Annotated in this window: 19 protein-coding genes; 9 read left to right on the top strand and 10 right to left on the bottom strand. The window is 50.5% G+C overall.

From position 1 onward, the window contains the following. Nucleotides 1–119 precede the first annotated feature (119 nt). Nucleotides 120–1,235: a molecular chaperone DnaJ gene (gene dnaJ, locus KKE17_02550; protein ID MBU1708861.1), complete on the bottom strand. Its 1,116-nt coding sequence runs from the start codon at nt 1,233–1,235 to the stop codon at nt 120–122. 6 nt (nt 1,236–1,241) lie between these two features. Then, nucleotides 1,242–1,517, bottom strand: a complete 276-nt coding sequence (gene rpoZ, locus KKE17_02545; GenBank protein MBU1708860.1) for a DNA-directed RNA polymerase subunit omega — start codon at nt 1,515–1,517, stop codon at nt 1,242–1,244. A gap of 267 nt (nt 1,518–1,784) precedes the next feature. Between rpoZ and KKE17_02540 the strand changes: the two genes are divergently transcribed. The 5 genes from KKE17_02540 (at nt 1,785) to KKE17_02520 (ending at nt 4,435) form a co-directional block, all read left to right on the top strand. Further along, on the top strand, nt 1,785–1,955 hold the full coding sequence (locus tag KKE17_02540; protein ID MBU1708859.1) for a hypothetical protein: 171 nt from the start codon (nt 1,785–1,787) through the stop codon (nt 1,953–1,955). Further along, entirely contained in the window at nt 1,952–2,206 is a 255-nt protein-coding gene (locus tag KKE17_02535; protein MBU1708858.1) for a hypothetical protein, read from the top strand. The genes KKE17_02540 and KKE17_02535 overlap by 4 nt, the downstream gene beginning before the upstream one ends. Nucleotides 2,207–2,373: 167 nt before the next feature. Next, complete coding sequence (locus KKE17_02530; protein MBU1708857.1) at nt 2,374–3,153, top strand: hypothetical protein; 780 nt, start codon at nt 2,374–2,376, stop codon at nt 3,151–3,153. Between the two features lie 52 nt (nt 3,154–3,205). Continuing rightward, the gene (locus tag KKE17_02525) at nt 3,206–3,799 is read left to right on the top strand and encodes a hypothetical protein (GenBank protein MBU1708856.1); all 594 of its coding nucleotides are present in this window, start codon (nt 3,206–3,208) and stop codon (nt 3,797–3,799) included. 9 nt (nt 3,800–3,808) lie between these two features. After that, nucleotides 3,809–4,435 carry a hypothetical protein gene (locus tag KKE17_02520; protein MBU1708855.1) on the top strand — a complete coding sequence of 209 codons (627 nt, stop codon included), beginning with the start codon at nt 3,809–3,811 and terminating at the stop codon, nt 4,433–4,435. A 13-nt stretch (nt 4,436–4,448) separates the two neighbouring features. On the opposite strand, the gene KKE17_02515 is transcribed toward KKE17_02520, so the two are convergent. Next, nucleotides 4,449–5,930 carry a B12-binding domain-containing radical SAM protein gene (locus KKE17_02515; GenBank protein MBU1708854.1) on the bottom strand — a complete coding sequence of 494 codons (1,482 nt, stop codon included), beginning with the start codon at nt 5,928–5,930 and terminating at the stop codon, nt 4,449–4,451. 369 nt (nt 5,931–6,299) lie between these two features. Further along, entirely contained in the window at nt 6,300–7,598 is a 1,299-nt protein-coding gene (locus KKE17_02510) for an adenylosuccinate synthase (GenBank protein ID MBU1708853.1), read from the bottom strand. A gap of 385 nt (nt 7,599–7,983) precedes the next feature. Between KKE17_02510 and KKE17_02505 the strand changes: the two genes are divergently transcribed. Further along, entirely contained in the window at nt 7,984–8,316 is a 333-nt protein-coding gene (locus KKE17_02505) for a twin-arginine translocase TatA/TatE family subunit (GenBank protein MBU1708852.1), read from the top strand. Continuing rightward, nucleotides 8,313–9,020, top strand: a complete 708-nt coding sequence (gene tatC / locus KKE17_02500; GenBank protein MBU1708851.1) for a twin-arginine translocase subunit TatC — start codon at nt 8,313–8,315, stop codon at nt 9,018–9,020. The genes KKE17_02505 and tatC overlap by 4 nt, the downstream gene beginning before the upstream one ends. On the opposite strand, the gene KKE17_02495 is transcribed toward tatC, so the two are convergent. The 6 genes from KKE17_02495 to KKE17_02470 all read right to left on the bottom strand — a co-directional run bounded on the left by KKE17_02495 (nt 9,017) and on the right by KKE17_02470 (nt 17,683). Beyond that, nucleotides 9,017–11,890, bottom strand: a complete 2,874-nt coding sequence (locus tag KKE17_02495) for a PAS domain S-box protein (GenBank protein ID MBU1708850.1) — start codon at nt 11,888–11,890, stop codon at nt 9,017–9,019. The two genes, tatC and KKE17_02495, sit on opposite strands and share 4 nt — an antisense overlap. Nucleotides 11,891–11,905: 15 nt before the next feature. Next, nucleotides 11,906–13,219, bottom strand: coding sequence for an OFA family MFS transporter (locus KKE17_02490; GenBank protein ID MBU1708849.1), 1,314 nt, complete (start codon nt 13,217–13,219; stop codon nt 11,906–11,908). Between the two features lie 425 nt (nt 13,220–13,644). Continuing rightward, on the bottom strand, nt 13,645–15,552 hold the full coding sequence (locus KKE17_02485) for a response regulator (GenBank protein ID MBU1708848.1): 1,908 nt from the start codon (nt 15,550–15,552) through the stop codon (nt 13,645–13,647). Continuing rightward, entirely contained in the window at nt 15,549–16,004 is a 456-nt protein-coding gene (locus KKE17_02480; protein ID MBU1708847.1) for a hypothetical protein, read from the bottom strand. The genes KKE17_02485 and KKE17_02480 overlap by 4 nt, the downstream gene beginning before the upstream one ends. A gap of 138 nt (nt 16,005–16,142) precedes the next feature. Beyond that, the gene (locus KKE17_02475) at nt 16,143–17,150 is read right to left on the bottom strand and encodes a radical SAM protein (protein MBU1708846.1); all 1,008 of its coding nucleotides are present in this window, start codon (nt 17,148–17,150) and stop codon (nt 16,143–16,145) included. Further along, entirely contained in the window at nt 17,147–17,683 is a 537-nt protein-coding gene (locus tag KKE17_02470; GenBank protein MBU1708845.1) for a nucleoside deaminase, read from the bottom strand. Before KKE17_02470 ends, KKE17_02475 begins: the two co-directional genes overlap by 4 nt. A gap of 217 nt (nt 17,684–17,900) precedes the next feature. Here KKE17_02470 and KKE17_02465 point away from each other — a divergent pair, with 217 nt between their 5' ends. Further along, nucleotides 17,901–18,761, top strand: coding sequence for a winged helix-turn-helix domain-containing protein (locus KKE17_02465; protein ID MBU1708844.1), 861 nt, complete (start codon nt 17,901–17,903; stop codon nt 18,759–18,761). A gap of 461 nt (nt 18,762–19,222) precedes the next feature. Further along, the coding region (locus KKE17_02460; GenBank protein MBU1708843.1) for an FG-GAP repeat protein at nt 19,223–22,493 on the top strand (3,271 nt) is incomplete at its 3' end.

Below are 22,493 nucleotides of genomic sequence, written 5' to 3'. Positions count from 1 at the left end.
AATTTATTGTAACTCTTGCCCCGTAAAAGTCCAATGTATCTTGCCAGACTCTCAAATAAAACTGCCGTGCGCTCCTTTATAAAGGGGAGCCATAACATCATCGTCAAACCCCTGGCTTCTTACGCGGAGATGTTGAATATTTTTTTTAAAAATCCCTCTTCGTGGGTCTCGCCTTTTTCGTTTTCTATTGCTTCAAGCTCTTTTAACAGTTCTTTCTGTCTGTCTGTGAGCTTGGTCGGGATTATTACCTTGATTTCCACATGCATGTCGCCACGGCTCTTGCCCCGTAAAGAAGGGACCCCTTCGGATTTTAAAGTGAAAATCTGGCCGGGCTGGGTTCCTGAGGGTATTTTGAGTTTACTCTGGCCGTGAATGGTTGGAATTTTGAGTTTGTCCCCTAAGGATGCCTGGACAATAGAAACCGGGAACTCAATAAAAATATCGTTTTCCTGTCGATGGAAGATTTCATGTGGATCAACGTAAATCATCACATAAAGGTCTCCCGACGGGCCACCCCTGCGTCCACCTTCTCCCTCGTTTTTAAGTCGCATCCTGGCACCGGTATCAACGCCGGCCGGGATCTTCAGGGAAACTTTTTTCTGCTTGCTGATCAGGCCTTTGCCTTCGCAATCCATGCATGGATCGGAAATCATTTCTCCGGAGCCGGCGCAGGTTGGGCAGGTTGTACTTAAGCGGAAAGGTCCCTGGGCGCGGATTACCTGCCCCATGCCGTTGCATGTGCTGCAGGTTTGGGGTTTATGTCCTGGTCTCAGTCCGGTGCCTTCGCATGTCCAGCAGGTATCGGGCTTAATAATTTCAATTTCTTTTTCAAGGCCGTGAACCGCCTCCATGAAACTGATACTCAGGTCGTACCGCAGATCAGAACCCTGAATCGGGCCTTGTCTTCGGCTTCCACCGCCTCTGCTTGAACCGAATCCGAAAATATCGCCGAAAATGTCGCCGAAATTGGAGAAAATATCTTCAAAATTGCCGGGACCGCTGTAGCCGGTATTCTTAAGTCCTTCAATCCCGTAGCGGTCGTAAATGCCGCGTTTTTCTGGATCGCCGAGAACTTCATACGCTTCGGTGGCCTCTTTGAATTTTTCTTCGGCCTCGTTGTCACCCTGGTTCCGGTCGGGATGATATTTCATGGCCTGTTTTCTGTAGGCCTTTTTTATTTCATCCTTTGAAGCAGAGGAAGAGACGCCGAGTATTTCGTAATAATTCTGGGACATGAATCATTAAGCCTTTTCGGTTTCTTCGGTAATGGCTTCGATAGCCGGTGCTGGGGTCTGCTTTTTATCTTTTTTGACTGCGAAATCGTGAATGTTGTCGAAACTGATCATTCCGGCAGCGATTTCCCGCAGGGTCATGACGACTTCTTTATTTTTGCCTTTAACAAGCATCGGCTGGCCATCACGGTGCTGTTTGAGGCGTTCCACCGCGAGATGGATGAGTGAGAATCTGTTTTCATTGCCAACCTGAGATAAGCAGTCTTCAACTGTTATTCTTGCCATAATTGTATCAAAAGCCTCCATGGAGTGATCGTGCTGTTATCTGAAATGCTTAAACTTTACTAATATAATTGGTTTTGCCAGTTTAGCAATTGTTTTTTGGCCGGGCAGACGGTTCCGATGTGCTTCGACACCATGATTTTTGCTCTATAACCACCATCGGAGACGGGAAGTGTTTTTAGAAGCGACAATGAATTTTTTTGAAATGGCACGGAAAATGCACAATAACTGCGCAGAAGAAATTTCTCGAATTTTTGGCAGGGTTTCCCCTTGATTGACGCAGGGTATCAGACAAAGAAATCATTTGTCATCATTAGGAAAAAATGGCTGCACGGAAAATATTTCCTGTTGATCAAGCAACCGATTGAACGCAAAAAGAATGACGGAGCAGGCGTTGGAATTTTGACGCTTTTATCAAAAATGATTGGGGAAGTTAAATGATGAGGACAATCAAAACGTTTGCCGCCGGGCTGATTTTTCTGTTGTTTACTGGATGTTCGATGTCCCTTGATACTGCATTAGTGGCAATGGACGCAAATCTGGCGGCACCGATATTCGGGCTTAATGATCAGATTCCGGTATTTTTCCCTTCCCAGCGGTATGATAATAGACAACGTATGAATTTTACCAGACCGGTGATAACCACCGATAGTTATCAGGAACTGTATCCGGAGTATATTTTTAACCAATAATGCGGGACTCGTATTTATTATACCCTGCGGGTAAAAAGGCGCTGTTGCAAAAGGTTCACCGCGCAAAATCAACGTCGACGATTTAATCGATAAGCCGGATTACAGGTAAGGGAGTATATAAATTGGCAGCATCAACTCCATTGGTGACCATAAGGGAGACCCAAAGAATGATTCGAAAAATACTGTATTTTTTCATGATGATCATGCTTGCGGCAGTTGTTCTCGACAAAAGCTCTGTGGAAAGTCAGGAGGAGGACCGGCCGTCCTACAGGGATTATTTTTATAATTTCTCCCATCCGTTGAGCGGTGATTACGTTTACCGGACCGGGCGAGTTTTTACCATGCCGGGAGAATCCAAGAGTTTGGCGCTCAATCCGGTTTCTGCGATTGCCAGGGCCAGGAAATTACAGGCCGACGCCGGGAGCAACAAGGCAGAAAAAGACAAATCCGGTATTGAACACAAGATAAGCGCTCTGGCCGGGCAGCTCATTTCCCATGCAAAGGAAAACATTGCCGGTGAATACGTCATAGCTGTCACTACCTTGGTAAACCTGAACTCTTTGTACAGGACATCTTCCCTTGGGAGATTTATTGGCGAGCAATTTATCAGCGAATTCCAGCAGGCCGGGATAGATGTCATAGAAATCAGAAAATCTCCCAACATCATGGTGAGCCGCGGCCATGGTGAATACGCCCTTTCACGGGAAATGGAGGAACTTGATTTCGTCCATAATATCCAGGCGATGCTGGTGGGCACTTACACGGTTTCAGGCAGCAGGCTTTTTGTGAATGTGCGGTTACTGGCGGTACAGGACGGCATGGTGATATCCACGGCGAATATTGCCTGTGACCTTGATCAGGAGTTGATCGGCATGCTCGCAGACGAGGGACTGCCCGCCCCGGCGGTAGACGGCAGCACCATCCAGGTGCGGACTCTTGTTGATTAGGGATATGCAGTTTCCATCCGGGGTCATGTTAAAAAAACAGACGGGAAATCAAATGGGAAAAATTACAGCACGATTCATTCTTGGTATGGCGGTGATTGTCTTGGGGCTTTCGGGATGCGCTCTCGAAAGACCACCGGCCGGCGGTGCGGTTTCCATTGTCACCCCGGATTTTTTCGGGATCGGCGAGGATATTGCTCTGCAGCTGGCAAAGAATCTGAGACGGCCTTTAGGGTCGGAAAAAAGGCTGATCATGACCACAATGGTGAACATCGACGATCTTTACCAGACCTCACGTTTCGGGCGGACGCTTACCGAATCCCTGGCAACCCGGATGTTCAATCACGGCTTCGGAGTGGTGGATGTAAGAAAAACCAGTGAGTTGCTTATCCGGGACGATAAAGGTGAATTCATGTTGTCCAGGGATGCCCAGCTTATCGCCCGGGAGCATGATGCCGAAGCGGTTGTAGCGGGCACGTATTCCCTTACCCCCAATTCGGTTATTATCAATGTCCGGATGTTTGACGCCGGCACCCAGGATGTGCTTTCGGTTGCGGGTCTGGAATTGCAACGCAGCAACAATATAAATGATCTGCTGGCGGCTTCAAACGGCATGTCCGATGCTGCATTGTCAGCCTATGAGCGATAGGAGAGAGCTATGCGTATGGTTTTAGCAGTTCTGGCAGGCATGATTCTCAGTGGTTGTGCGTCCAGCAATAGTACCCTGTCCGGAATTCCCACCCAGAAAGCCGCGCCGATTGTCTACATTCATCCGATGGAGACCGACTCCTATCAGCGGGCGACTGTGGGGGTTCTGCCGTTTAAGGTTCCGGACAACATGTCCCGGGAGCAGGGTTTGGGCGTTGCCGCTCTTTTTAAGGATATTCTGCTGAGCAAACAAATTTTCAGGACCGTCAAGCAAGTGGATGCTTCCTACTCCAACATGGATATGGCCATTGAAGCCGGCAGAAAGGCCGGAGTTGACCTGGTCATGGCCGGCAAGATCAATTACGCCTTTGAAGGTGTCGAGCTTGGCGGCGCCAGGGTTGATGTTTCAGTGCGCCTGATCAATGCCGGTACGGGAAATACCGTCTGGTATGTTGAGCAGACCATGAATCAGCCGGTGGATTATCCGGACCTGGGTTTCGTCAACAGATTGCTTGAGTCCTTCAGCCGGCCCACCGTGCGAAAGGCTGCTGAAGCACCGTCGGTTCCCAATATGCTGGCAAGGATCGCCTTTGACATGGCGGAAGTCTTTGACGGAGCGCGTACCGTCAGCCGTTGATTCACACGGAAGGTCAGCTTCGAATGTGTATTTCGCAGATTTTTCTGAAGTGATAGCCGTAGATGGCAAATTTGATTGCCATGGGAAAAAGACGCGGTCGGTGGAATTGCGTCCAGATCAGCAGACGCCAGTATTGCATGCGCTCCCTCCCCATGATCCCGAGATGGAAAATCGATCTGAAAAAAGCCATTACGTCCTGGAAGCCAAGAGAGCCGCGGATCTTAGGCGGTTTGTAGTCCGTCAGGAAGTTTTTTACGCGCTTATAATAATGTTCCGGAGAGTAGATGTTTAAGAGAATCCTCCGGTAGCCTTCCTGAAGGGTCTCAATACTCATCTGGGGGATGATATTGGTGGCGGCGTTGACATTATCTCCCGACATCTGACTGAGGAGGCGGCCTGCCTTTTTCAGTCGGTCATACAATTTTGTTCCGGCCGGAGCCTGGAGCATTCCTACCATGGCGGTGACTATGCCGCTTTTCTGGATGAAATCAATCTGCTGCTGGAAGATGGAGGCGGTGTCATTATCGAAGCCAACGATGAATCCGCCCTGAACCTGCAAGCCGTTTTGCTGAATCCTTCGTATATCTTCCACCAGATTGCGGTTTTTATTATGCATTTTATTGCATTCGGAAAGACTGGATTCGTCCGGGGTCTCAATGCCGATGAAAACCATGTCAAACCCGGCGGCGCTCATCATCTGCATGAGTTCCTGGTCATCGGCGAGATTTATCGAGGCCTCGGTATAAAAGGTGATGCCGTGCTTGTTTTTATGCCAGGCGATTAAAGCCGGCAGGAGATCGGTTTTGAGATAGCGTTTATTGCCGATGAAATTATCGTCAACAAAAAAGATCGTTGCCCGCCACCCGTGCGCGTAAAGACTGTCAAGTTCGGCAATGATCTGGGCGCTGGATTTGATGCGCGGGCGATGGCCGAATAATGCGGTGACGCTGCAGAATTCGCAGTTAAACGGGCAACCCCTTGAAAACTGGATACTCATGGAAAAATAGCGTTTCATGTCCGCAAGTCGCCAGAGCGGCACGGGAGTTGTGTGGATATCGGCAAACGCCGAGGTCGCATAGATTCGCCCGGCCTGACCGTTTTGAAGGTCTTTTAAAAATGGCGGCAGGGTTTCTTCGGCCTCATTGAGAACAAAATGGTCGACCTCATCAAATTCTTCATGCTCACAGGTGAAAAGCGGCCCTCCGGCAACAACGGTTATACCTTTTGCCTTACATCGGGAAATCACTTCACGGGCGGAATCACGCTGGATAACCATACCGCTGACAAAGGCATAATCAGCCCACTCAAGATCAGCTTCAGCAAGTTGTGCAATATTGAGATCTGAAAGGCGCAATTCCCAGTTTTCCGGGAGCATGGCGGCGACGGTGAGCAGACCGAGGGGTGGGGATGACGCCTTTTTTCGGATGAATTTGAGGGCGTACTTGAAACTCCAGAAGGTCTCCGGGATTTCCGGATAAATAAGCAGGAGGCGCATGGTTGTGTACCTCATCGACTAAAAAAGCGTCTAAAAAAAGAATCAAAGCATATTGTTTGACGGTTTGTCAAACAGGTTTATTGGGGAAAATGTATCCTGATGGCGTGGCAAAAAGTCCGATTTACGGCGTTGTCGCAATTTTTGAGGCTCGGCCTCAAAAAGTATGGCCTCGCACCTGAAAAATCACTATGCCTCGGAGCCTACGCTGCCTGTATAGCAAATTTTTTGTTTAGCCATCCAAAGACTTTTTGCGAGGCCATCAATTTTGAAATACAAAGAAGCGCAGCAAAGAAAAAGGCGGTCCGAAGATTATTCAAACCGCCTTGAAAAACAAAAATAGTGTGACTTGCTTATACTATATAATGGACTTTATCCCTCGAACGGATTTTTAAGAAGCAGGGTCTCTTCCCGCCCCGGTCCAACGGAGACGATGAACGCCGGGGTCTCGGTTATCTCCTCAATGCGTTTTATGTAATTTCTGGCCTTCAGCGGCAGATCATCTATATTTGTCGCCTTGCTGATGTCTTCGGCCCAGCCGTCAATGTCTTCGTATTTCGGGATGAGGCTCTGGGTTGTCCTGATGTTTCCGGGCATCGCGGTATAGGTTTTGCCGCCGGCTTCATAGGAGTGGGCAATTTTCAGCGTCGGCTGGCCGCTTAATACATCCAGTTTGGTGATTGCCAGGCCGTTGATGCCGTTTAAGCGGACCGCTTCATTGGCGACAACCGCGTCGAGCCAGCCGCAGCGGCGCTTACGGCCGGTGGTGGCGCCGAATTCGCCGCCCTTTTTCTGGAGTTCGTCGCCCACGGAATCGAAAAGTTCAGTGGGAAAAGGTCCTTCTCCCACCCTGGTTGTATATGCTTTCAGAATGCCGATGACCGTGTCGATGTGCGAGGGGCCGAATCCTGATCCGGTGCAGGCATTGCCGGAAACTGTGTTGGAAGAAGTGACAAAGGGATAGGTGCCGTGGTCGATATCGAGCTGGGTGCCCTGGGCGCCCTCAAACAGAATGTGTTTCCCTGCCCGCCTGGCCAGGTCGAGTTCCACGGAAACATTGCTGACATAGGGCGCGAGCTGTTCCGCGAATTTTTGAAATTGTCCGTAGATTGCATCAAATCTGATTGGCGCAACCCCGTATTTTTCAGTAAACAGAAAGTTTTTTTCGGTAATATTATTTTCCAGCTTTTCCCTGAAAAGATCCGGATCAAGCAGGTCGCCGATTTTTATGCCTTTCCGGGTGATTTTGTCGCCGTAGCAGGGGCCGATGCCGCGGCCGGTGGTGCCGATCTTGGCGCCCTTGTTTTTGGTATTTTCACTGGCAGCGTCAAGCATATTGTGATAGGGCATGATGAGATGCGCTCTTTCGCTGATCTGCAGGCGTTTTGGTGTCACCGGCAATCCTGAATCAGCAAGTTTTTTCATCTCTTCAAGCAGGACGGCGGGGTCAAGGACCACACCGTTGCCGATTATGCATTTCTTGTCATCATAGAGAATCCCTGAAGGGATGAGATGAAATATATATTGTTTGCCTTCGACTACCAGCGTGTGACCGGCATTATTGCCACCCTGGAATCTGACGATATAATCCGCGTGCTTGGTAAGGAGGTCGACGATTTTTCCCTTTCCTTCATCACCCCACTGGGTTCCGACAATAACCACATTAGCCATTTAAGCTTCTCCTGTTGTATTCGTAAGTATTCTCCCTGTGCTCGCCTCGATTCCGTAACCGAAGAAACTGGAATTCGTCAGACAACAGCCATGGTATAGCCGAGCCAGACAAACATAGCCAAAGCAACCTGAAAAGTCAATGCGCCAGTCGTCTGTTGACACTGAGATATAAATACCGTAGATTCCGGCATGAACTGTAAGGGAAGCAGGTGCAGTCATTGCTGCTCGGTATCCTTGCTTTCCTGCCACGGGGAGTTCAATATATTGCATAACCGTCACAGGGCTTTGTTCCTGAAAGAAATATCAGTCGCTGTAAATACTGATCAAAAAGAGATTGTTTCAGAAAAGTTTTTTACCCGGTAGTTGTTACGAGGCTCGTAAGGAAATGTTTGGAATCGGTCTCCCTGAATTAATTGTAATATTTGTCGTCGCACTCATCGTCGTGGGTCCTGACAAGTTGCCTGGAATGGCCAAGACCATTGCCAAGCAGCTTGTGGAGTTGAAAAAAGCGGCCGGGTCATTAAAGGATACCATTCAGCAGGAAGCGGATGATAGTCTGAACTATCAGGTAAATCCCCTTGATTCCCTGCCGCAGCTTCCTTTGCCTTATGATAATGAAGATGAGGGAGGAGCGGAGCAAGGAGTCAATCCCCCGGCAGCAGGTCCTGCCGCAACCGAGTCCGAGCCTGATCGGGTTGAAAAAGAACCCGGCACATGAGAATTCTATCCGAATATTTTTCAGACCATCTGCTGGAACTTCGCAACCGGGTCCTCATCTCGGTTATAACCATCGCGGTATTCAGCGGGCTCTCCTATCTCTTTTCTACAGAAATAACCCGGTTCCTCATGGGGCCGCTCTTTCAAGCCCGGCCGGATATCGTAAAACTTGTGTATACCAATCTCACCGAAGCCTTTGTGAGCTATATCAAGGTTGCAATTATTGCCGGGATAATTTTCAGCTTTCCGATTCTTTGTTACGAGGCGTGGATGTATGTGGCGCCGGGGCTGCATGATAATGAAAAGAAAATTGCCTTCAAGGTGGTTTCCTGGGCAACCCTGCTTTTTGTCTCCGGAATCCTGTTTTCTTATTTTGTGGTGATGCCTCAGGCGCTTGCCTTTCTGATGGACACCCGTGGCTATGATATTCAGGCGCTCCCCAAGCTTGATGCATATCTTACTTTTGTGGCGCGCTCATCCCTTGCTTTCGGCCTGGCTTTTGAAATACCATTTTTAATGGTTGTCGCCGGCAAGACCGGCCTTGTTGACAAAGCAGGTTTTACCCGGAAGCGCTGGTATTATTACGCAGCAATTCTGGTACTTGCCTTTTTGCTTACTGCCGGGGATGTTTTTTCAGCAGTACTTCTTGCTTTTCCGCTTTTCGGGTTGTATGAGGCCGGAGTTGTGGCTACCAGGTTGTTCTAGTTCCCACCCGCATCAAGCAGTTTCTTAACCGCATCGCTGAGATCAGCAATACTGAAGGGTTTGGTGATTGCCCCGCTGAATCCGAAAAATTCCGGGTTGGCGAGTATCGGGTTGTCGGTATAACCGCTGGCGACCAGTGCCTTGACTCCCGGGTCGATTTCAAGCAGCCTGGCGATGGTCTCCTCGCCGCCCATTCCGCCCCGGATTGTAAGGTCGAGAATCACCAGGTCATAGGGGCGGTCGGATTTATTCGCCTTGTTATACAGGATAATTGCTTCTTCGCCGGTGAGGGCGAACTCGGTTTCATAATCCAGGAGATTAAACATTTCTCTGGCTACCTGGATCACCGCCTCTTCGTCTTCCATATACAGGACGCGCTTTTGTTTTGTGATCGGCTTTTCCGTTACGTCAAGGTTTTCACTATAAGGTGGCAGTGGTTTAGCCGGGAGATAGATCGTAAATGTGCTGCCTTTGCCTGGCGTTGATTCCGCGGTTATCTGCCCGTCATGCTTTTCGATGATTGAATGGCAGATGGCAAGACCCAGGCCCGTTCCTCTCTGGGCGCCGCGTTCTTTGGTGGAAAAATAGGGGTCGTAGATCTTTGGCAGGATAGAAGGGTCAATCCCTGGACCGCTGTCTTTAAATGATATTTTTATGTAATCGCCCGGAGCGATGCGCAGCTTGTTTCCGGTTTTGATGCTGATGTTTTCAGCATGCAGAACAAGGTTTCCTCCCGGGGGCATCGCCTCTTTGGCGTTCTGCAGTATATTCTGGATCACCTGACCCATCTGGCTCAGATCGATTTGCACCGGCCAGAGGTCGTCCGGAATCTGATATTCAAATTTTATTTTGGTGCCGCTGAGGATAAAGTTTGTGGTTTCCTGGAGAAAATCGACAATCGGCATGGTCTCCTTGAGGGGACTTCCACCTCGAGAGAAAGTAAGGAGCTGCTTGGTCAAGGCCTTGGCCTGGGAAGAGGCTTTTTCCGCCTGGGTGAGCAGTTGATATGCAATGTCCTGCGGGTTGAGTCTGTTTTTGGCAAGCTCGATATTGCCGAATACTGCGGTGAGCATATTATTGAAATCATGGGCAATGCCGCCGGCCAGGGAGCCAAGGGATTCCAGGTTTCGTGCCCGGATTATGTTCTGCAGCATCTGTTTCTGTTCGGTGATGTTTCTGACAACTTCCAGGCCCGAGGTTATGCGGCCGTCCCGGTCCCGCAAGGGAGAAGCGGTTATTTCGTAGTGCTGACTATCTCCTCCTTTAGTAATGCATCGTTCGCAGGAGTGGATCTTGCCGTCTTCGAAACAGCGTGAAAGCGGGCATCCCGGGCAGATATCATTATTGCTCTCGTATGCCTTATAGCAGTATTCGCCGACGTGATCGCCCAGGAGATCTTTGTGGAGCTGATTCTGATAAATAATTTTGAAATCGGTGTCCTGAATCGAAAGGCCCTGACCGATGGCGGAAAGAATCCTTTCGGTTTTGGCCTTTGCTCCCTTGGCCTGCTGCAAAGCGTTCTGCAGGGATGCATGGTCCTCCTTGTATTCGATAACCCTGGCCAGCCGTTCACTGATTTCTTTTAACAGGAAATGATCCTTGCCGGAAAATGGTTCGGCTTGATCTTGTTGCTTGTCCGCCAGAGAAAAGACATCAATGTAACCCGAATCTTTCCCGTGAATATGGATGTTGCCGGTCATTTTCCATGGAGTTTCCCGGAAATTTTCGGTTCTGACCTCATAATCGTTACAAACAATCCGGGCGCAGACTGATTCAGGGAATCCCATGGCAGGAGGAATCGAATTAAGGGCCTTTGCGATGATTTCTTCATAGGAACGATCCACCTGTTCGGCCAGATCGGAAATTTCGTAGAGGCAGTTTAATTCTCGGACCTGCTCCCCCAGGGAAAGGGTTCTTTGCCTGAGAGTTTCTTCAGCCCGGTTTTTGTCGGTAACATCGGTCACCACCGTGATAAATCCCGTAAGGTTTCCCTGCATGTCTCTTTTATAATCCCAGTCCAGCTGGACTTCGATGAGTCGTCCGTCCCTGGTCAGGTTTTTCACTACACTGGATTTGGAAGGTGGCTGGATTTCCACCAGAAAAGCGAGATATTTTTCGAGCCCCTCTTTTTCCTTGTCAGTGGGCATGAAGTCCCAGATTTTTCTGCCGATCAATTCCCCTTGAGGATATCCAAGGATTTTATGATGGGCATGATTGCTGAAGGTTATGACCCCTGTAAGGTCATTTTCCTGAACGCCGTGAGGTATGGTTTCCACAACCGATTGAAAGCGCTCCCTGCTTTCCGAAAGTTGTTTTATCGAATCGTGATTTTTAAGGGCCACGGCCGCCAGCTGCGCAAAGGAACCAGCAACCCGGGCATCTTCATCGGTGAAGCCGCCCTGTTTATTTGCTATTCCGAACAGACCTGCGGCTTTATGGTCAATGATCAGCGGCGCGAAGAGGACGTTATCAAGGCGGACATGCCCCTCAGGCATGTATTTCATCCATTTGCTCGTGGAAAAATTATTATCAAAGACTGCTTTGCCTTTGCGGTATGCTTCTTTGCGCAGGCCGCGGATGGGCATGGGAAGATTGACGTCAACGGTGCAGGTCTGCCCGCCGGATTCCAGAAATACCACTTCGTTTTCTGTGCCGTCATCGTTTAACAGGGCAATGTACCCGGAGGTCGCGCCGATAACTGAGATGCACCCGTCAAAAATTATCCGGGCGGTTTTTTCAAAATCATCAAAGGCCAGAATCGCCCGGGTGCTGTCCAGGAGCGCCTGGTTTTCGGCGCGTTGCCTGAGAAGTTCTCCTTCCTGCTCTTTGATCCTTTTCTGCAATTGCTTAATGCTAGGGTCGCCGGGCATTGGCAATACCTCAGGTTAGGCTGCATTTGACTGTGCGGCTAGCCGTCTCAGTGCACGGCGCTGTATTGCTTTTTCATCACTTAGCAGAAAAGACAGGCAGACGCCGATGACCAGGAGAATACCTGCGGCCTGAAACGATGTGCCGTAATTACCGGTTTGCACCATCAGGGACTGGGACGCTTTGCTCATGACAAATCCGCCCACACCCCAGGCGGTGAAAAGTATGCCGTAATTGACTCCGAAATTCTTAATCCCGAAGAGGTCTTTGGCAAATGACGGGAAGAGCGCCAGGTTGGCGCCGTAATTAAAGCCGATGAGGGTGGCGAGAAGCACCAGAAGGACGGCGCTTGAGGTATTAGTTGAATTGATTATCGGCACGGCGATGAACATGAGCAGAGCCTGAAAGCTGAACATCCCGGCCATGGTGAGGCTTCTGCCGATTTTGTCGGATATGAAGCCGGCGGCGATCCGGCCGCCGGCGTTGCCGATGGCAAGGATGGCCACCGCCAGAAAGGCGCTGTCACCCATGCTTTTTTGGGCCATGCCGGCTACGCTGCCGATAACCATGAGGCCAGCGCCTGCGCCGATGAAATAAAGCAGCCATAACAGCCAGAAAGTCGAGGTCTTAACCATTTTCCCCGGCGCAATATTTTTTTCAGCGATAGCCGCGCGCGCCTTGACGTTGTTTTCAGACTGATCCCGCCTTTCGACAAAACCCGTCGGGACATATCCTTCAGGGGGATTGGTGAGTAATAATGCAAGGAGGCTGACCACAATGAAAAAAGCAATCCCGAAAAAAAGCATGGCGTTCTGCAGCCCCCAGTTCAGCAAAAGATATTTTGCCAGGGGGGCAATATACACCGAGGCGAGTCCGAAACCGGAGACCACGATGCCGGCGATTATTCCTGTTTTGTTCGGCGGGAACCATTTGAGTGCTGCAGGCGTTGCCGAGGAATAACCGAAGGCAATCCCTGCGCCCACCAGTATCCCGAAAGCCATGACCCAGTGGATGTATGAGGTGGTTTGGGAAATCCAGACAAAACCTGCGCCCACGAGGGCACCGCCGATGATTGCGGTTATCCGGGGTCCGAATTTATCCTGGCACCTGCCGGCAATGATCATCGTAAAAGCAAAAACCAGACAGCAGACCGCATAGGGATCGTTTAATGCGGCAAGGTCCCAGTTAAAGGCGTTAGCGCCGCCTTCCTCAATGGATTGTTTGATGGCGCCCTTGAAAATACTCCAGGTGTAAAGCACGCCCAGCGCAAGATTGATTCCGGTGCCGGCGGCGATAACGATTTTCCCACGATTTGCGATTTTTTGAGCCATAAAAAGACTATCCTCAAGTGTGAATTTGATTTCCGTTGAATGACTGGGGGCCATAAGGCTTATGTAAACGATTACACAACGTTGGGTCAGGTTCTGTCAAGGAAAAGAATTGCCTGGAGTGAATAGTGAGGAGTGAGGGGTGAGGGGGGGATTGTATATTAGCCTCAAATCAGGGTTAAAACCACCGCCTTCAGACGGTCAGCTTTGATTGAGCATGTAAATACTATGAGTTACAGGCGCAGAGGGCAGAGGCAGAAGGCAGAGGCAGAGGCAGAGGCAGAGGCAGAGGCAGAGGCAGAGGGCAGAGGGCACAGAGTAAAATGGAATAAAGAAATACCATACGAAGAAATAACGGCACTGAATGCCTGTCGACCTGGGACGTGCTTGTTTTTTACACTTTGTGCCTTCGGCCTCTGTGCCTCACGCTATCGACTGAAGTCGATAGCCGTTGACTTATCCAGGGTTTCGCGGACTTTCTGGGCGAGAGCCGCCGGGGAAAACGGTTTGCTGATAAAAGATATGTCCTTGTCAAGGATGCCGTGGTGAGCAATGACATTATCGGTGTAGCCGGACATGAAGAGAGTTTTCAGCTCCGGTCTCGTCTCTTTTATCCTGTCGGCAAGTTCTTTGCCGTTCATGTCCGGCATTATTACATCGGTGAGCATGAGATCTATCCGGGCGGATTTCTGTGAAAAGATCGCCAGGGCATTTTTGCCGCAATCGGTTTCCAGGACATTATAGCCGTATTCTCTGAGACATTCCTGGGTGAATTTGCGGATATCCTTATCATCTTCCACAACCAGGATGGTTTCGGTTCCCAGGGAAACAGGGGCTGCGATTTTGACCTGGTCAACGGCGATTGAGGTCTGCTGGGCGGCAGGAAAGTATATTTTGAAGGTGGTGCCCAGTCCCGGCTCGCTGTAGAGGTTGATGTGGCCACCGTGCTGATGGATGATGCCGTGGCTCATGGCCAGGCCGAGGCCGGTACCTTTTTCTTTGCTCTTGGTGGTGAAATAGGGCTCAAAGATATGTTCTTTCACCGCCGGATTCATGCCCTCGCCGCTGTCCGATACCTGGATCAGGACCTGGGGGCCTGAAATATCATTGTTGCAGCTGCCGCAGAGGGAATTGGCAGAAGCGATGTTGTCGGTTTCAATGAGCAGCGTGCCGCCGTTGGGCATTGCATCTCTGGCATTTACCGCAAGGTTGGCAAGGACCTGCTCGATTTGTCCTGAATCAGCGGCAATGGGCCAGAGATCATCTTTCAGCTGCAGTTCCAGGACAATGTTTTCTTCAAGAAGCCCTTTGAGCATTTTTGAAAAATTATCGATTAAACCGTTCAGATTGATGGTTTCTTTTTTGATCACCTGCCTGCGGGAAAAGGCGAGAATCCTGCTGATCAGATTCGAAGCGCGCTTTGCGCAATCGCGGATATGCTGCACTCTCTGGTACAGTGGGGTGTCCGGTTCGGTCTGCATGAGAATGAGTTCGGAATAGCCGACAACCGGGGTGAGGCTGTTGTTTATGTCGTGGGCCATGCCGCCTGCCAGGGTGCCGATGGCCTCCATTTTCTGGGAGTGATGCAACTGGGCTTCCAGCTTTTTCTGTTCAGTGATGTTGCGGCCGACATTCAGTTTTACTTTCTTGCCGTCAATCCAGATTAAGGGGATTTCAACGAGACTGAAAGTCTTGCCGGTTTTCAGGATGTCGAGTTCACGGGTATGGGCCGTTTCCTGGTCCAGAATAAATTGATGCAGGCAGTTTTTACAAGGGGCATCGTTATCCATGAGACATTCATAACAATGGGCGCCGAGTTCGATTTCAGGCAGCAGTTCCTTGACGATGCGGTTGAAATATTTGATCCGGAAATTCTGGTCAATGACGTAGATGGCATCCTCCATGCCGTCAAATATGGTCAGGAGCATTTTTTCACTCTGGAGCGCGGCAGCAGCCTCGGCCTTTGCTACCGCAAGATTCAGATCCACCTGGTCGATCTGCAGCTTGACCTGTCTCAGGCGGTTGAAATAAATACTGAAGGCAAAGACGGTGATGAATGCCGCAGTATTTCCCGCACCGCTGAATGGCGCAATGATCTCCCAGATATCCTGCTGGTCGGTAAAGATAAGGGCCTGTTTTGCCAGATGGCCGAAAGAGCGGAAGATGGAGAACGCACCGATGGCAAGAGTCAGCATGAAGACATAATGCCGGAATGCATCATCTGGAGCTTTTTTGCTCCAGACCCATGACAAGGAGAGACATTCGCTGGCAATAATTACTACGGCAAGCGAACCGAGAATATCCACCCAGATAACCGGCCACCAGGGAAGGGTCATTTTTCTTCCTCCGGAGTCTGTGACCAGTTTTTCAATGCGGAAAGCAGGAAGATCAGTGCGGGAACAAGCACCAGGTGGTCAAGTTTGCTGAGATAATAGAAAAGGCTCGAAAAATCAACAATATGGAGACTTATCTTCTGGCCGTTTGATCTGACGAACTGGTCGGACGAAACATAGAGGTCCATCCAGTGGCTGGTGAAGGTGAGGATATTCCAGAGAAGAACTAACCACAGAAAAAGCCTGAATTGTCTCCAGCCCGGGCCATGCCACTTGCTGAGATATCCCTGGATGAGCAGATAAATAAGACCGCCGGAAAAAAGGGCGTGACCCAGTTCATGGGATACAAGGCCTTCCAGGCCGCCATGGGGTTGTACTGCCCAGGCAGGAGAGGCCTGGAAAAGGATCAGCAGCAACAACGGCAGACGGAGATGTTTCAAAGGCGGAAATTTCAATATCGTCCTGTTTTGTAACGTGCAACCGAAAAATAAAAGTCAGATTGATTCTGACACCATATAGAAATTAAAGGAGTGTGGAGTGGAAGTCAACTGATTTTGCTCAAGGGATTCCTTGCAAAACAGCCGGCTAGCTGTTCAGGAAGGAGAAATTTCCTGCTTGAGCAGGCAGCAGGAAATTCTTGAAAGCGGCGTGCCGTGTTTGTCGTAAACCAGATTGCCGGGCTGGAGCATTTTATTCAGCACGCAGCCTTCGGGGATGTTGAGGCTGAAGAAGTGTTTTTCGGTAATCCCGTCATTGTCGAGCAGTTGGTTGTCCTCAATTCTGTAGGCGTTCACCGGATAATCTTCGCAAAGCGGGCAGAGGTAGACGCGGCCGTTGGGAAAGATAAAGAAGTTTTCAGCAACATTGCCGGCGCAGGCAAAGGCTTCATCCTTATCGAGAAAGACTTTCGGAAAAGTCACATGAATGCCTTTCTCTGCTGCCTTTGCTGCGACTTCAGGGATTATGCCGCGCCATTCTTCAGGAGTCAGCTGCAGATCGCCCGGCGATTGGGCTGATTTTCCCCGGAGGCCGATCACCTGAATGAAAAACCGTTTGACGCCGAGCCCGTCAAGCAGATCAGGCATGCGGTGCAGGTGGTGGATATTCATCCGGCTCACCGTATAGATCAGACTGACATTGAAGTTTTTTTTCACTGCTCTGATGATATTTTCGGTGCAGGTTTTAAAGACGTCCCTGCCGCGGATCGGGTCGTTTATTCCTGGAGTCGGGCCGTCCAGGCTGAAACTTAAAAAATCAAGATCCTCCGGTGCAACTTTTTCAAGGAAATCATGGAACAGAAAGCCGTTGCTGTCCACGGTGATTGAGGCGTAGCCGAGTTTTCTTGCGGTTTGTATGCCGTGGGCCAGATCCGGATGCAGGGTGGGTTCGCCGCCCAGGAAGATAATATTTGTCTCCCTGGTGGGATGCGCAAAAAGGGCAAGCCATTCCTCCATGGTTTGGCAGCTGACCATGTTGGTGCCGTGCTGGTCGGGATTGATATAGCAGTGTTTGCAGGAAAGGTTGCAGGCGGTGAGCAGGTGAAAAAAAATATTCCGCTCGTTGGGTTTGAATCCAACGGTTTTAGGCTGGGGCCGATTCATTTGTCAAGATCCTTCCTCGCCTGTTCCAGGGTATATTCGGCGAGATAGCTGTTTTCCCAGTAACTGTTATGCGGATTATTGAAAAAATCGGCAAAGAGTTTGAGGCTTTCGGGGCGGAGGATATGGGGGATCAGCTGAACATCCATGTCGCGGTAAAGCGGCGTCAGCCGGGCAAGGGGCAGGCCGGTGCCACCGCCCATGGCGTCTTCAAAGGCGTAGACGATTTTGTGGATGCCGTTCAGGAGCAATGTTGAATAGCACATCAGGCAGGGCTCCATGGTGGAGTAAGCAATGATCTCTGACGGGTGGATATCGGGATGATTTACCTTCAGCTCGCGCAGGGCGAGGATTTCCGCATGATCAAGCTCGTTTGGCGTCTGATTGCCGGTGAACCTGCTGTTGGCGCGTTTGCCTTTTGCAACAACCTCGCCATTAGCCACCAGCACACAACCCACGGGAAAGTCCCCGGCAACCAGGGCCTGCCGCGCTTCATCAAGGGCGAGCTGCATATATTTTTCGTGATCGGTGGTCATGGCATTGTATGGCTCTGATTATTTGTCGAAGATAACGACCATGTATCTTAGTAATATTGGGCGCCCTTGACAAGGGGCCTTTTAAGGGAAGATCCCTTTTTGCCGCCCATCATGGTCTGTATTGATTAGGAATCTTTTTTTGAATATGGTACTGATTATTACAGTTATATGTATTAAGTTGCTGCAAACCTGCCTGACTGAGGAATAAGAGGTTTAAATGAGAATAAATACACTCTTCAGTAAAGACTATCTCCTTGGTGAGCTCTATCCGGCAGCGGTCGCATTAAAAAGGGATGATTATGTTTATTTTCATGCCGATGCAATAAATCAAGGAAAACACCAGATTGCCTTTGATTTTTTAACCGTCAATATCCTCAACCTGACAGCCAAAGGCCTCCCTGATGGCGGCATAACCAGTCAGGTCGCCTATGCTGCCAGGAGTTCTATCATTACCTACGAAAGAAATCTCACCAGCGACAGCTTTACGCCGCTCACCATGTTGATCCCCGGTACCGCCATTTTTGCTGAAACAATAAAACCCATGGACGAATGGGAGGAAACAGACATCTGGCACTCCCATTGCATTCCCCAGGAATTTCATTGGGTGGCGGCCATTTCCTACCAATATCCCCATCATAAAAAGACTGTTATCACCTTTCATTACATCAAGGCAAAAGGGGCGCCTTTTCACTGGACTGTCAATGAAGATGTTGTGGAATATTTCACCTTCCCCTATTACCTGGGCTGGTTACACCAGTACGGGGCAATCTGCCATGAGACATTAAAAGAGTGGCTCAGCCTCCTGGTGGGCATGTCTCTGGAGCGCTTTAAGATCCTGCGGGCCTTAACGGAATTCGGCATGGGAAATGCCCGTCAGCTCTCAGACAATCTCTGCATCTCGCAGAGTACGGTTTACAAACACCTGGAAAATTCCTTTGATAACCTGCTGGTTCTCGAACCCGGCCGGCAGCAGTTATCCGGTAACGCCAACCGAATATTGTCCCTGGCCAATGCCTATCATTTCATGGGCTTTGGTGCCGCCAGCAGCAAGCGATTACTTCCCAAAAGAAAAGTCTGATCTGTAGCCTCACGCCAGCCCGCAACAACAATATTCATCCTGAAAACCAAAATTTTTTAATTCCCATACCCTAACCCAGATAAACTGGAAGTAAATTAAGGCTCTGGATAAGTACCTTAACAGTAGGCTTTAAGTCTTTAATGTTAGTCTGCTTACTCAAAGTTTTGCCACTCAGTTCAGTACTCGCTTGACGGGTGTAAAAAACACGAAAATTACCGATAAGGTACTAAAGACTCGTAAATTTGCGATTGTGTAAATTTGCCCCGCCGATACTATTCTTATTTTAATTCAAGAAACAGCTAGACACGGTTCGGCGTAAACCGAAGGCCATTTGTAGCATGTTTTTATTGCGATGAAGGCGCAATAACCAGTGTCTTTGGGCTATTTGCAAGGCCATCAATGAAATTGAGCACGAATTTAAGGGTACGGGTTCAAAATAATTATATGTGGGGAGAATGCAGATGAATAAACTACTTGGATCGTTTGTGTTGGGTGTCGTAATGCTCGGGATGACAGCGTGCGGCGGTGGTGGAGACAGCCCACCGGCAAATGATACGCTCGAATCAAAAGATAACAGCTCCATTGTAACGGCCACATCGGTTGCCCCTGTTTCGGAATGTCCCACCGGTGGCATTACGGTGGACAGCGGCATTGATGAAAACGGTAATGGTGTGCTTGATGCCGACGAGATCGATTCCACCCAATATGTTTGTAACGGCGGCAGCGGCATACAGGCACTTGTAAGCATCACGGACGAAGCAGCCGGGGTTAATTGCTCTTCAGGCGGCAAACAAGTCGATACCGGTCTGGACGCCAATAGTAACAGCACACTTGACGCAGATGAGATAGCTGATACCTTTTATGTGTGTAACGGTTCCAATTGGTGGGACACCTTGGGCGATACCGGGTCCATCAGCGGCTATGTTTACACCGAAAATGGGACACCTGCTCAGGATGCCATGGTGGCGATTTCCGGCACCCTTCATTACACCTATGTCAATAGCCTGGGCTATTACTCGTTTTCTCAGATCAGCGTTGGTCACCAAAGATTAATTATTGCCCTGAACGGTTACCATCAAGGAAAACTCGATCATGTTCCAGTCACCAACAACAACTCCACCACGGTTCGGAATATCACGTTAAACAAGATCAGGCAACCGCTCGCAGAACGGGTTTCCTTAGCGGAGTTCCCCTTCCTGCCCGGGGCGTCTGCGGGTGATTACAGCGGTGCTTCGGTGGCCGGGGCCGGCGATGTGAACGGCGACGGCTATGACGATCTGCTCATCGGCGCCGATTACGCTGCTGGTTTTGCGGGCAAGACCTATTTGGTTTACGGACGTCCCGGGGTTGATCAGGCGGTACTGCTGACCCTGGAGCCGGACGTCACTTTCAGCGGCGAGGCTGTGGGTGATAAAAGCGGTTATTCGGTGGCCGGGGCCGGTGATGTGAACGGCGACGGCTTCGACGATCTGCTCATCGGAGCCTATGGCGCTGCTAGTGCTGCGGGCAAGAGTTATTTGATTTACGGCGCCAGCGCTTTGACGGATATGAATCTGTCCGATGCCGACGTCAGCTTCAGCGGCGATGCTGCGAGTGATTACAGCGGTTTTTCGGTGGCCGGGGCCGGTGATGTCAACGGCGATGGCTTTGACGATTTGCTCATCGGCGCCTATGGCGTTGCTAGTGTTGCGGGCAAGACCTATCTGATTTACGGCGCCAGCAGTTTGAATGATATGAACCTGTCTGCGGCCAACGTTACTTTCAGCGGTGAGGCTGCGAATGATCGCAGCGGTGATTCGGTGGCCGGTGCCGGTGATGTCAACGGCGACGGCTATGACGATTTGCTTATCGGCGCCTATGCCGCTGCTAGTTATGCGGGCAAGACCTATCTGATTTACGGCGCCAGCAGTTTGACGGATATGAATTTGTCTGCGGCCAACGTCACTTTCAGCGGTGAGGCTGCGATTGATTACAGCGGTTGTTCGGTGGCCGGGGCCGGCGATGTGAACGGCGACGGCTTCGACGATTTGCTTATCGGCGCCTATGGCGTTGCTAGTGTTGCGGGCAAGAGTTATCTGCTATACGGCGCCAGCGCTTTGACGGATATGAATCTGTCCGATGCCGACGTCAGCTTCAGCGGCGAGGCGGGGGGGGATCGAGCCGGTCGTAGGGTGGCCGGGGTCGGCGATGTCAATGGCGATGGCTTCGACGATTTGCTTATCGGCGCCTATGGCGCTGTTAGTAATGCTGGCAAGAGTTATCTGATTTACGGCGCCAGCGGTTTGACTGATAAGAACCTGTCCGATGCCGACGTCAGCTTCAGCGGCGAGGCTGCGAATAATTACAGCGGTATTTCGGTGGCCGGGGGTGGTGATGTGAACGGCGACGGCTTCGACGATTTGCTTATCGGCGCCTATGGCGTTGCTAATTTTGCGGGCAAGACCTATCTGGTCATGGGCCGTCAGCGCGGTGTTGATACAGCTGCCAATGTTTTGCAAGGCAATCGTTCTGCTTCCACAGCCGATGCTGTTTTTATGGGTGGTGTTTCTGGTGACTATAACGGTTATTCGGTGGCCGGGGCCGGTGATGTCAACGGCGATGGCTTTGACGATCTGCTCATCGGTGTCTATGGCGCTGATAGTTATGCCGGCAAGACCTATTTGATATACGGTCGCATCGGGGTTGATCAGTCGGTACTGCTGACCCTGGAGCCGGATGTCACCTTCAGCGGCGAGGCCGCGGGTGATTTTAGCGGTGTTTCGGTGGCCGGGGCCGGTGATGTCAATGGCGATGGCTTTGACGATCTACTTATCGGCGCCTATGTCGTCGGTGATAGTTATGCTGGCAAGACTTATCTGATATGCGGTTCCAGTGTTTTGGCTGATAAGAACCTCTCCGCAGCCGATGCCACCTTCAGCGGCGAGGCTGCGAATGATTTCAGCGGTGATTCGGTGGCCGGTGCCGGTGATGTGAACGGTGATGGCTTTGACGATCTGCTCATCGGCGCCTATGGCGCAGATAGTAATACCGGCAAGACCTATTTGATATACGGCTCCAGTGTTTTGGTTGATAAGAATCTCTCCCTGGCCGATACCACCTTCAGAGGCGAGGCCGTGGGTGATTCCAGCGGTATTTCGGTGGCCGGGGCCGGCGATGTGAACGGCGATGGATTTGATGATCTGCTCATCGGAGCTAAAGGTGCTGATAGTGAAGCCGGCAAGACCTATCTGGTATACGGCTCCAGTGTTTTGGCTGGTAAGCACCTTTCCTTGGCCGATGTCAAATTCAGCGGCGAGGCTGCGGATGATAAAAGCGGTTTCTCGGTGGCCGGGGCCGGAGATGTGAACGGCGATGGCTTCGACGATCTGTTCATCGGCGCCTATGGCGCAGATAGTAATACCGGCAAGACCTATGTGGTATACGGCTCCAGTGTTTTGGCTGATAAGAACCTTTCCTTGGCCGATGTCACATTCAGCGGCGAGGCTGCGAGTGATAAAAGCGGTAATTCGGTGGACGGGGCCGGAGATGTGAACGGCGATGGCTTCGACGATCTGCTCATCGGCGCCTCTGGCGCAGATAGTAGTGCCGGCAAGACCTATGTGGTATACGGCTCCAGTATTTTGACTGATAAGAATCTGTCTGAGGCCGATGTCAGCTTCAGCGGCGAGGCCGGGGGGGATCGAGCCGGTCGTAGAGTGGCCGGGGCCGGCGATGTGAACGGCGACGGCTTTG

Source organism: Pseudomonadota bacterium (assembly GCA_018823135.1).
Taxonomy (GTDB): domain Bacteria; phylum Desulfobacterota; class Desulfobulbia; order Desulfobulbales; family CALZHT01; genus JAHJJF01.
The sequence above is the reverse complement of the archived record's forward strand: the minus strand, read 5'-3'. Positions and strand labels throughout refer to the sequence as shown.

Bases quoted from the DNA above. Each gene is read 5' to 3' on its own strand.
- dnaJ (MBU1708861.1), bottom strand. From the start codon at position 1,235: ATGTCCCAGAATTATTACGAAATACTCGGCGTCTCTTCCTCTGCTTCA.
- KKE17_02465 (MBU1708844.1), top strand. From the start codon at position 17,901: ATGAGAATAAATACACTCTTCAGTAAAGACTATCTCCTTGGTGAGCTC.
- KKE17_02530 (MBU1708857.1), top strand. From the start codon at position 2,374: ATGATTCGAAAAATACTGTATTTTTTCATGATGATCATGCTTGCGGCA.
- KKE17_02535 (MBU1708858.1), top strand. From the start codon at position 1,952: ATGATGAGGACAATCAAAACGTTTGCCGCCGGGCTGATTTTTCTGTTG.
- KKE17_02470 (MBU1708845.1), bottom strand. From the start codon at position 17,683: ATGACCACCGATCACGAAAAATATATGCAGCTCGCCCTTGATGAAGCG.
- KKE17_02510 (MBU1708853.1), bottom strand. From the start codon at position 7,598: ATGGCTAATGTGGTTATTGTCGGAACCCAGTGGGGTGATGAAGGAAAG.
- KKE17_02495 (MBU1708850.1), bottom strand. From the start codon at position 11,890: ATGCCCGGCGACCCTAGCATTAAGCAATTGCAGAAAAGGATCAAAGAG.
- rpoZ (MBU1708860.1), bottom strand. From the start codon at position 1,517: ATGGCAAGAATAACAGTTGAAGACTGCTTATCTCAGGTTGGCAATGAA.
- KKE17_02525 (MBU1708856.1), top strand. From the start codon at position 3,206: ATGGGAAAAATTACAGCACGATTCATTCTTGGTATGGCGGTGATTGTC.
- KKE17_02505 (MBU1708852.1), top strand. From the start codon at position 7,984: ATGTTTGGAATCGGTCTCCCTGAATTAATTGTAATATTTGTCGTCGCA.
- KKE17_02515 (MBU1708854.1), bottom strand. From the start codon at position 5,930: ATGCGCCTCCTGCTTATTTATCCGGAAATCCCGGAGACCTTCTGGAGT.
- KKE17_02475 (MBU1708846.1), bottom strand. From the start codon at position 17,150: ATGAATCGGCCCCAGCCTAAAACCGTTGGATTCAAACCCAACGAGCGG.
- tatC (MBU1708851.1), top strand. From the start codon at position 8,313: ATGAGAATTCTATCCGAATATTTTTCAGACCATCTGCTGGAACTTCGC.
- KKE17_02520 (MBU1708855.1), top strand. From the start codon at position 3,809: ATGCGTATGGTTTTAGCAGTTCTGGCAGGCATGATTCTCAGTGGTTGT.
- KKE17_02490 (MBU1708849.1), bottom strand. From the start codon at position 13,219: ATGGCTCAAAAAATCGCAAATCGTGGGAAAATCGTTATCGCCGCCGGC.
- KKE17_02485 (MBU1708848.1), bottom strand. From the start codon at position 15,552: ATGACCCTTCCCTGGTGGCCGGTTATCTGGGTGGATATTCTCGGTTCG.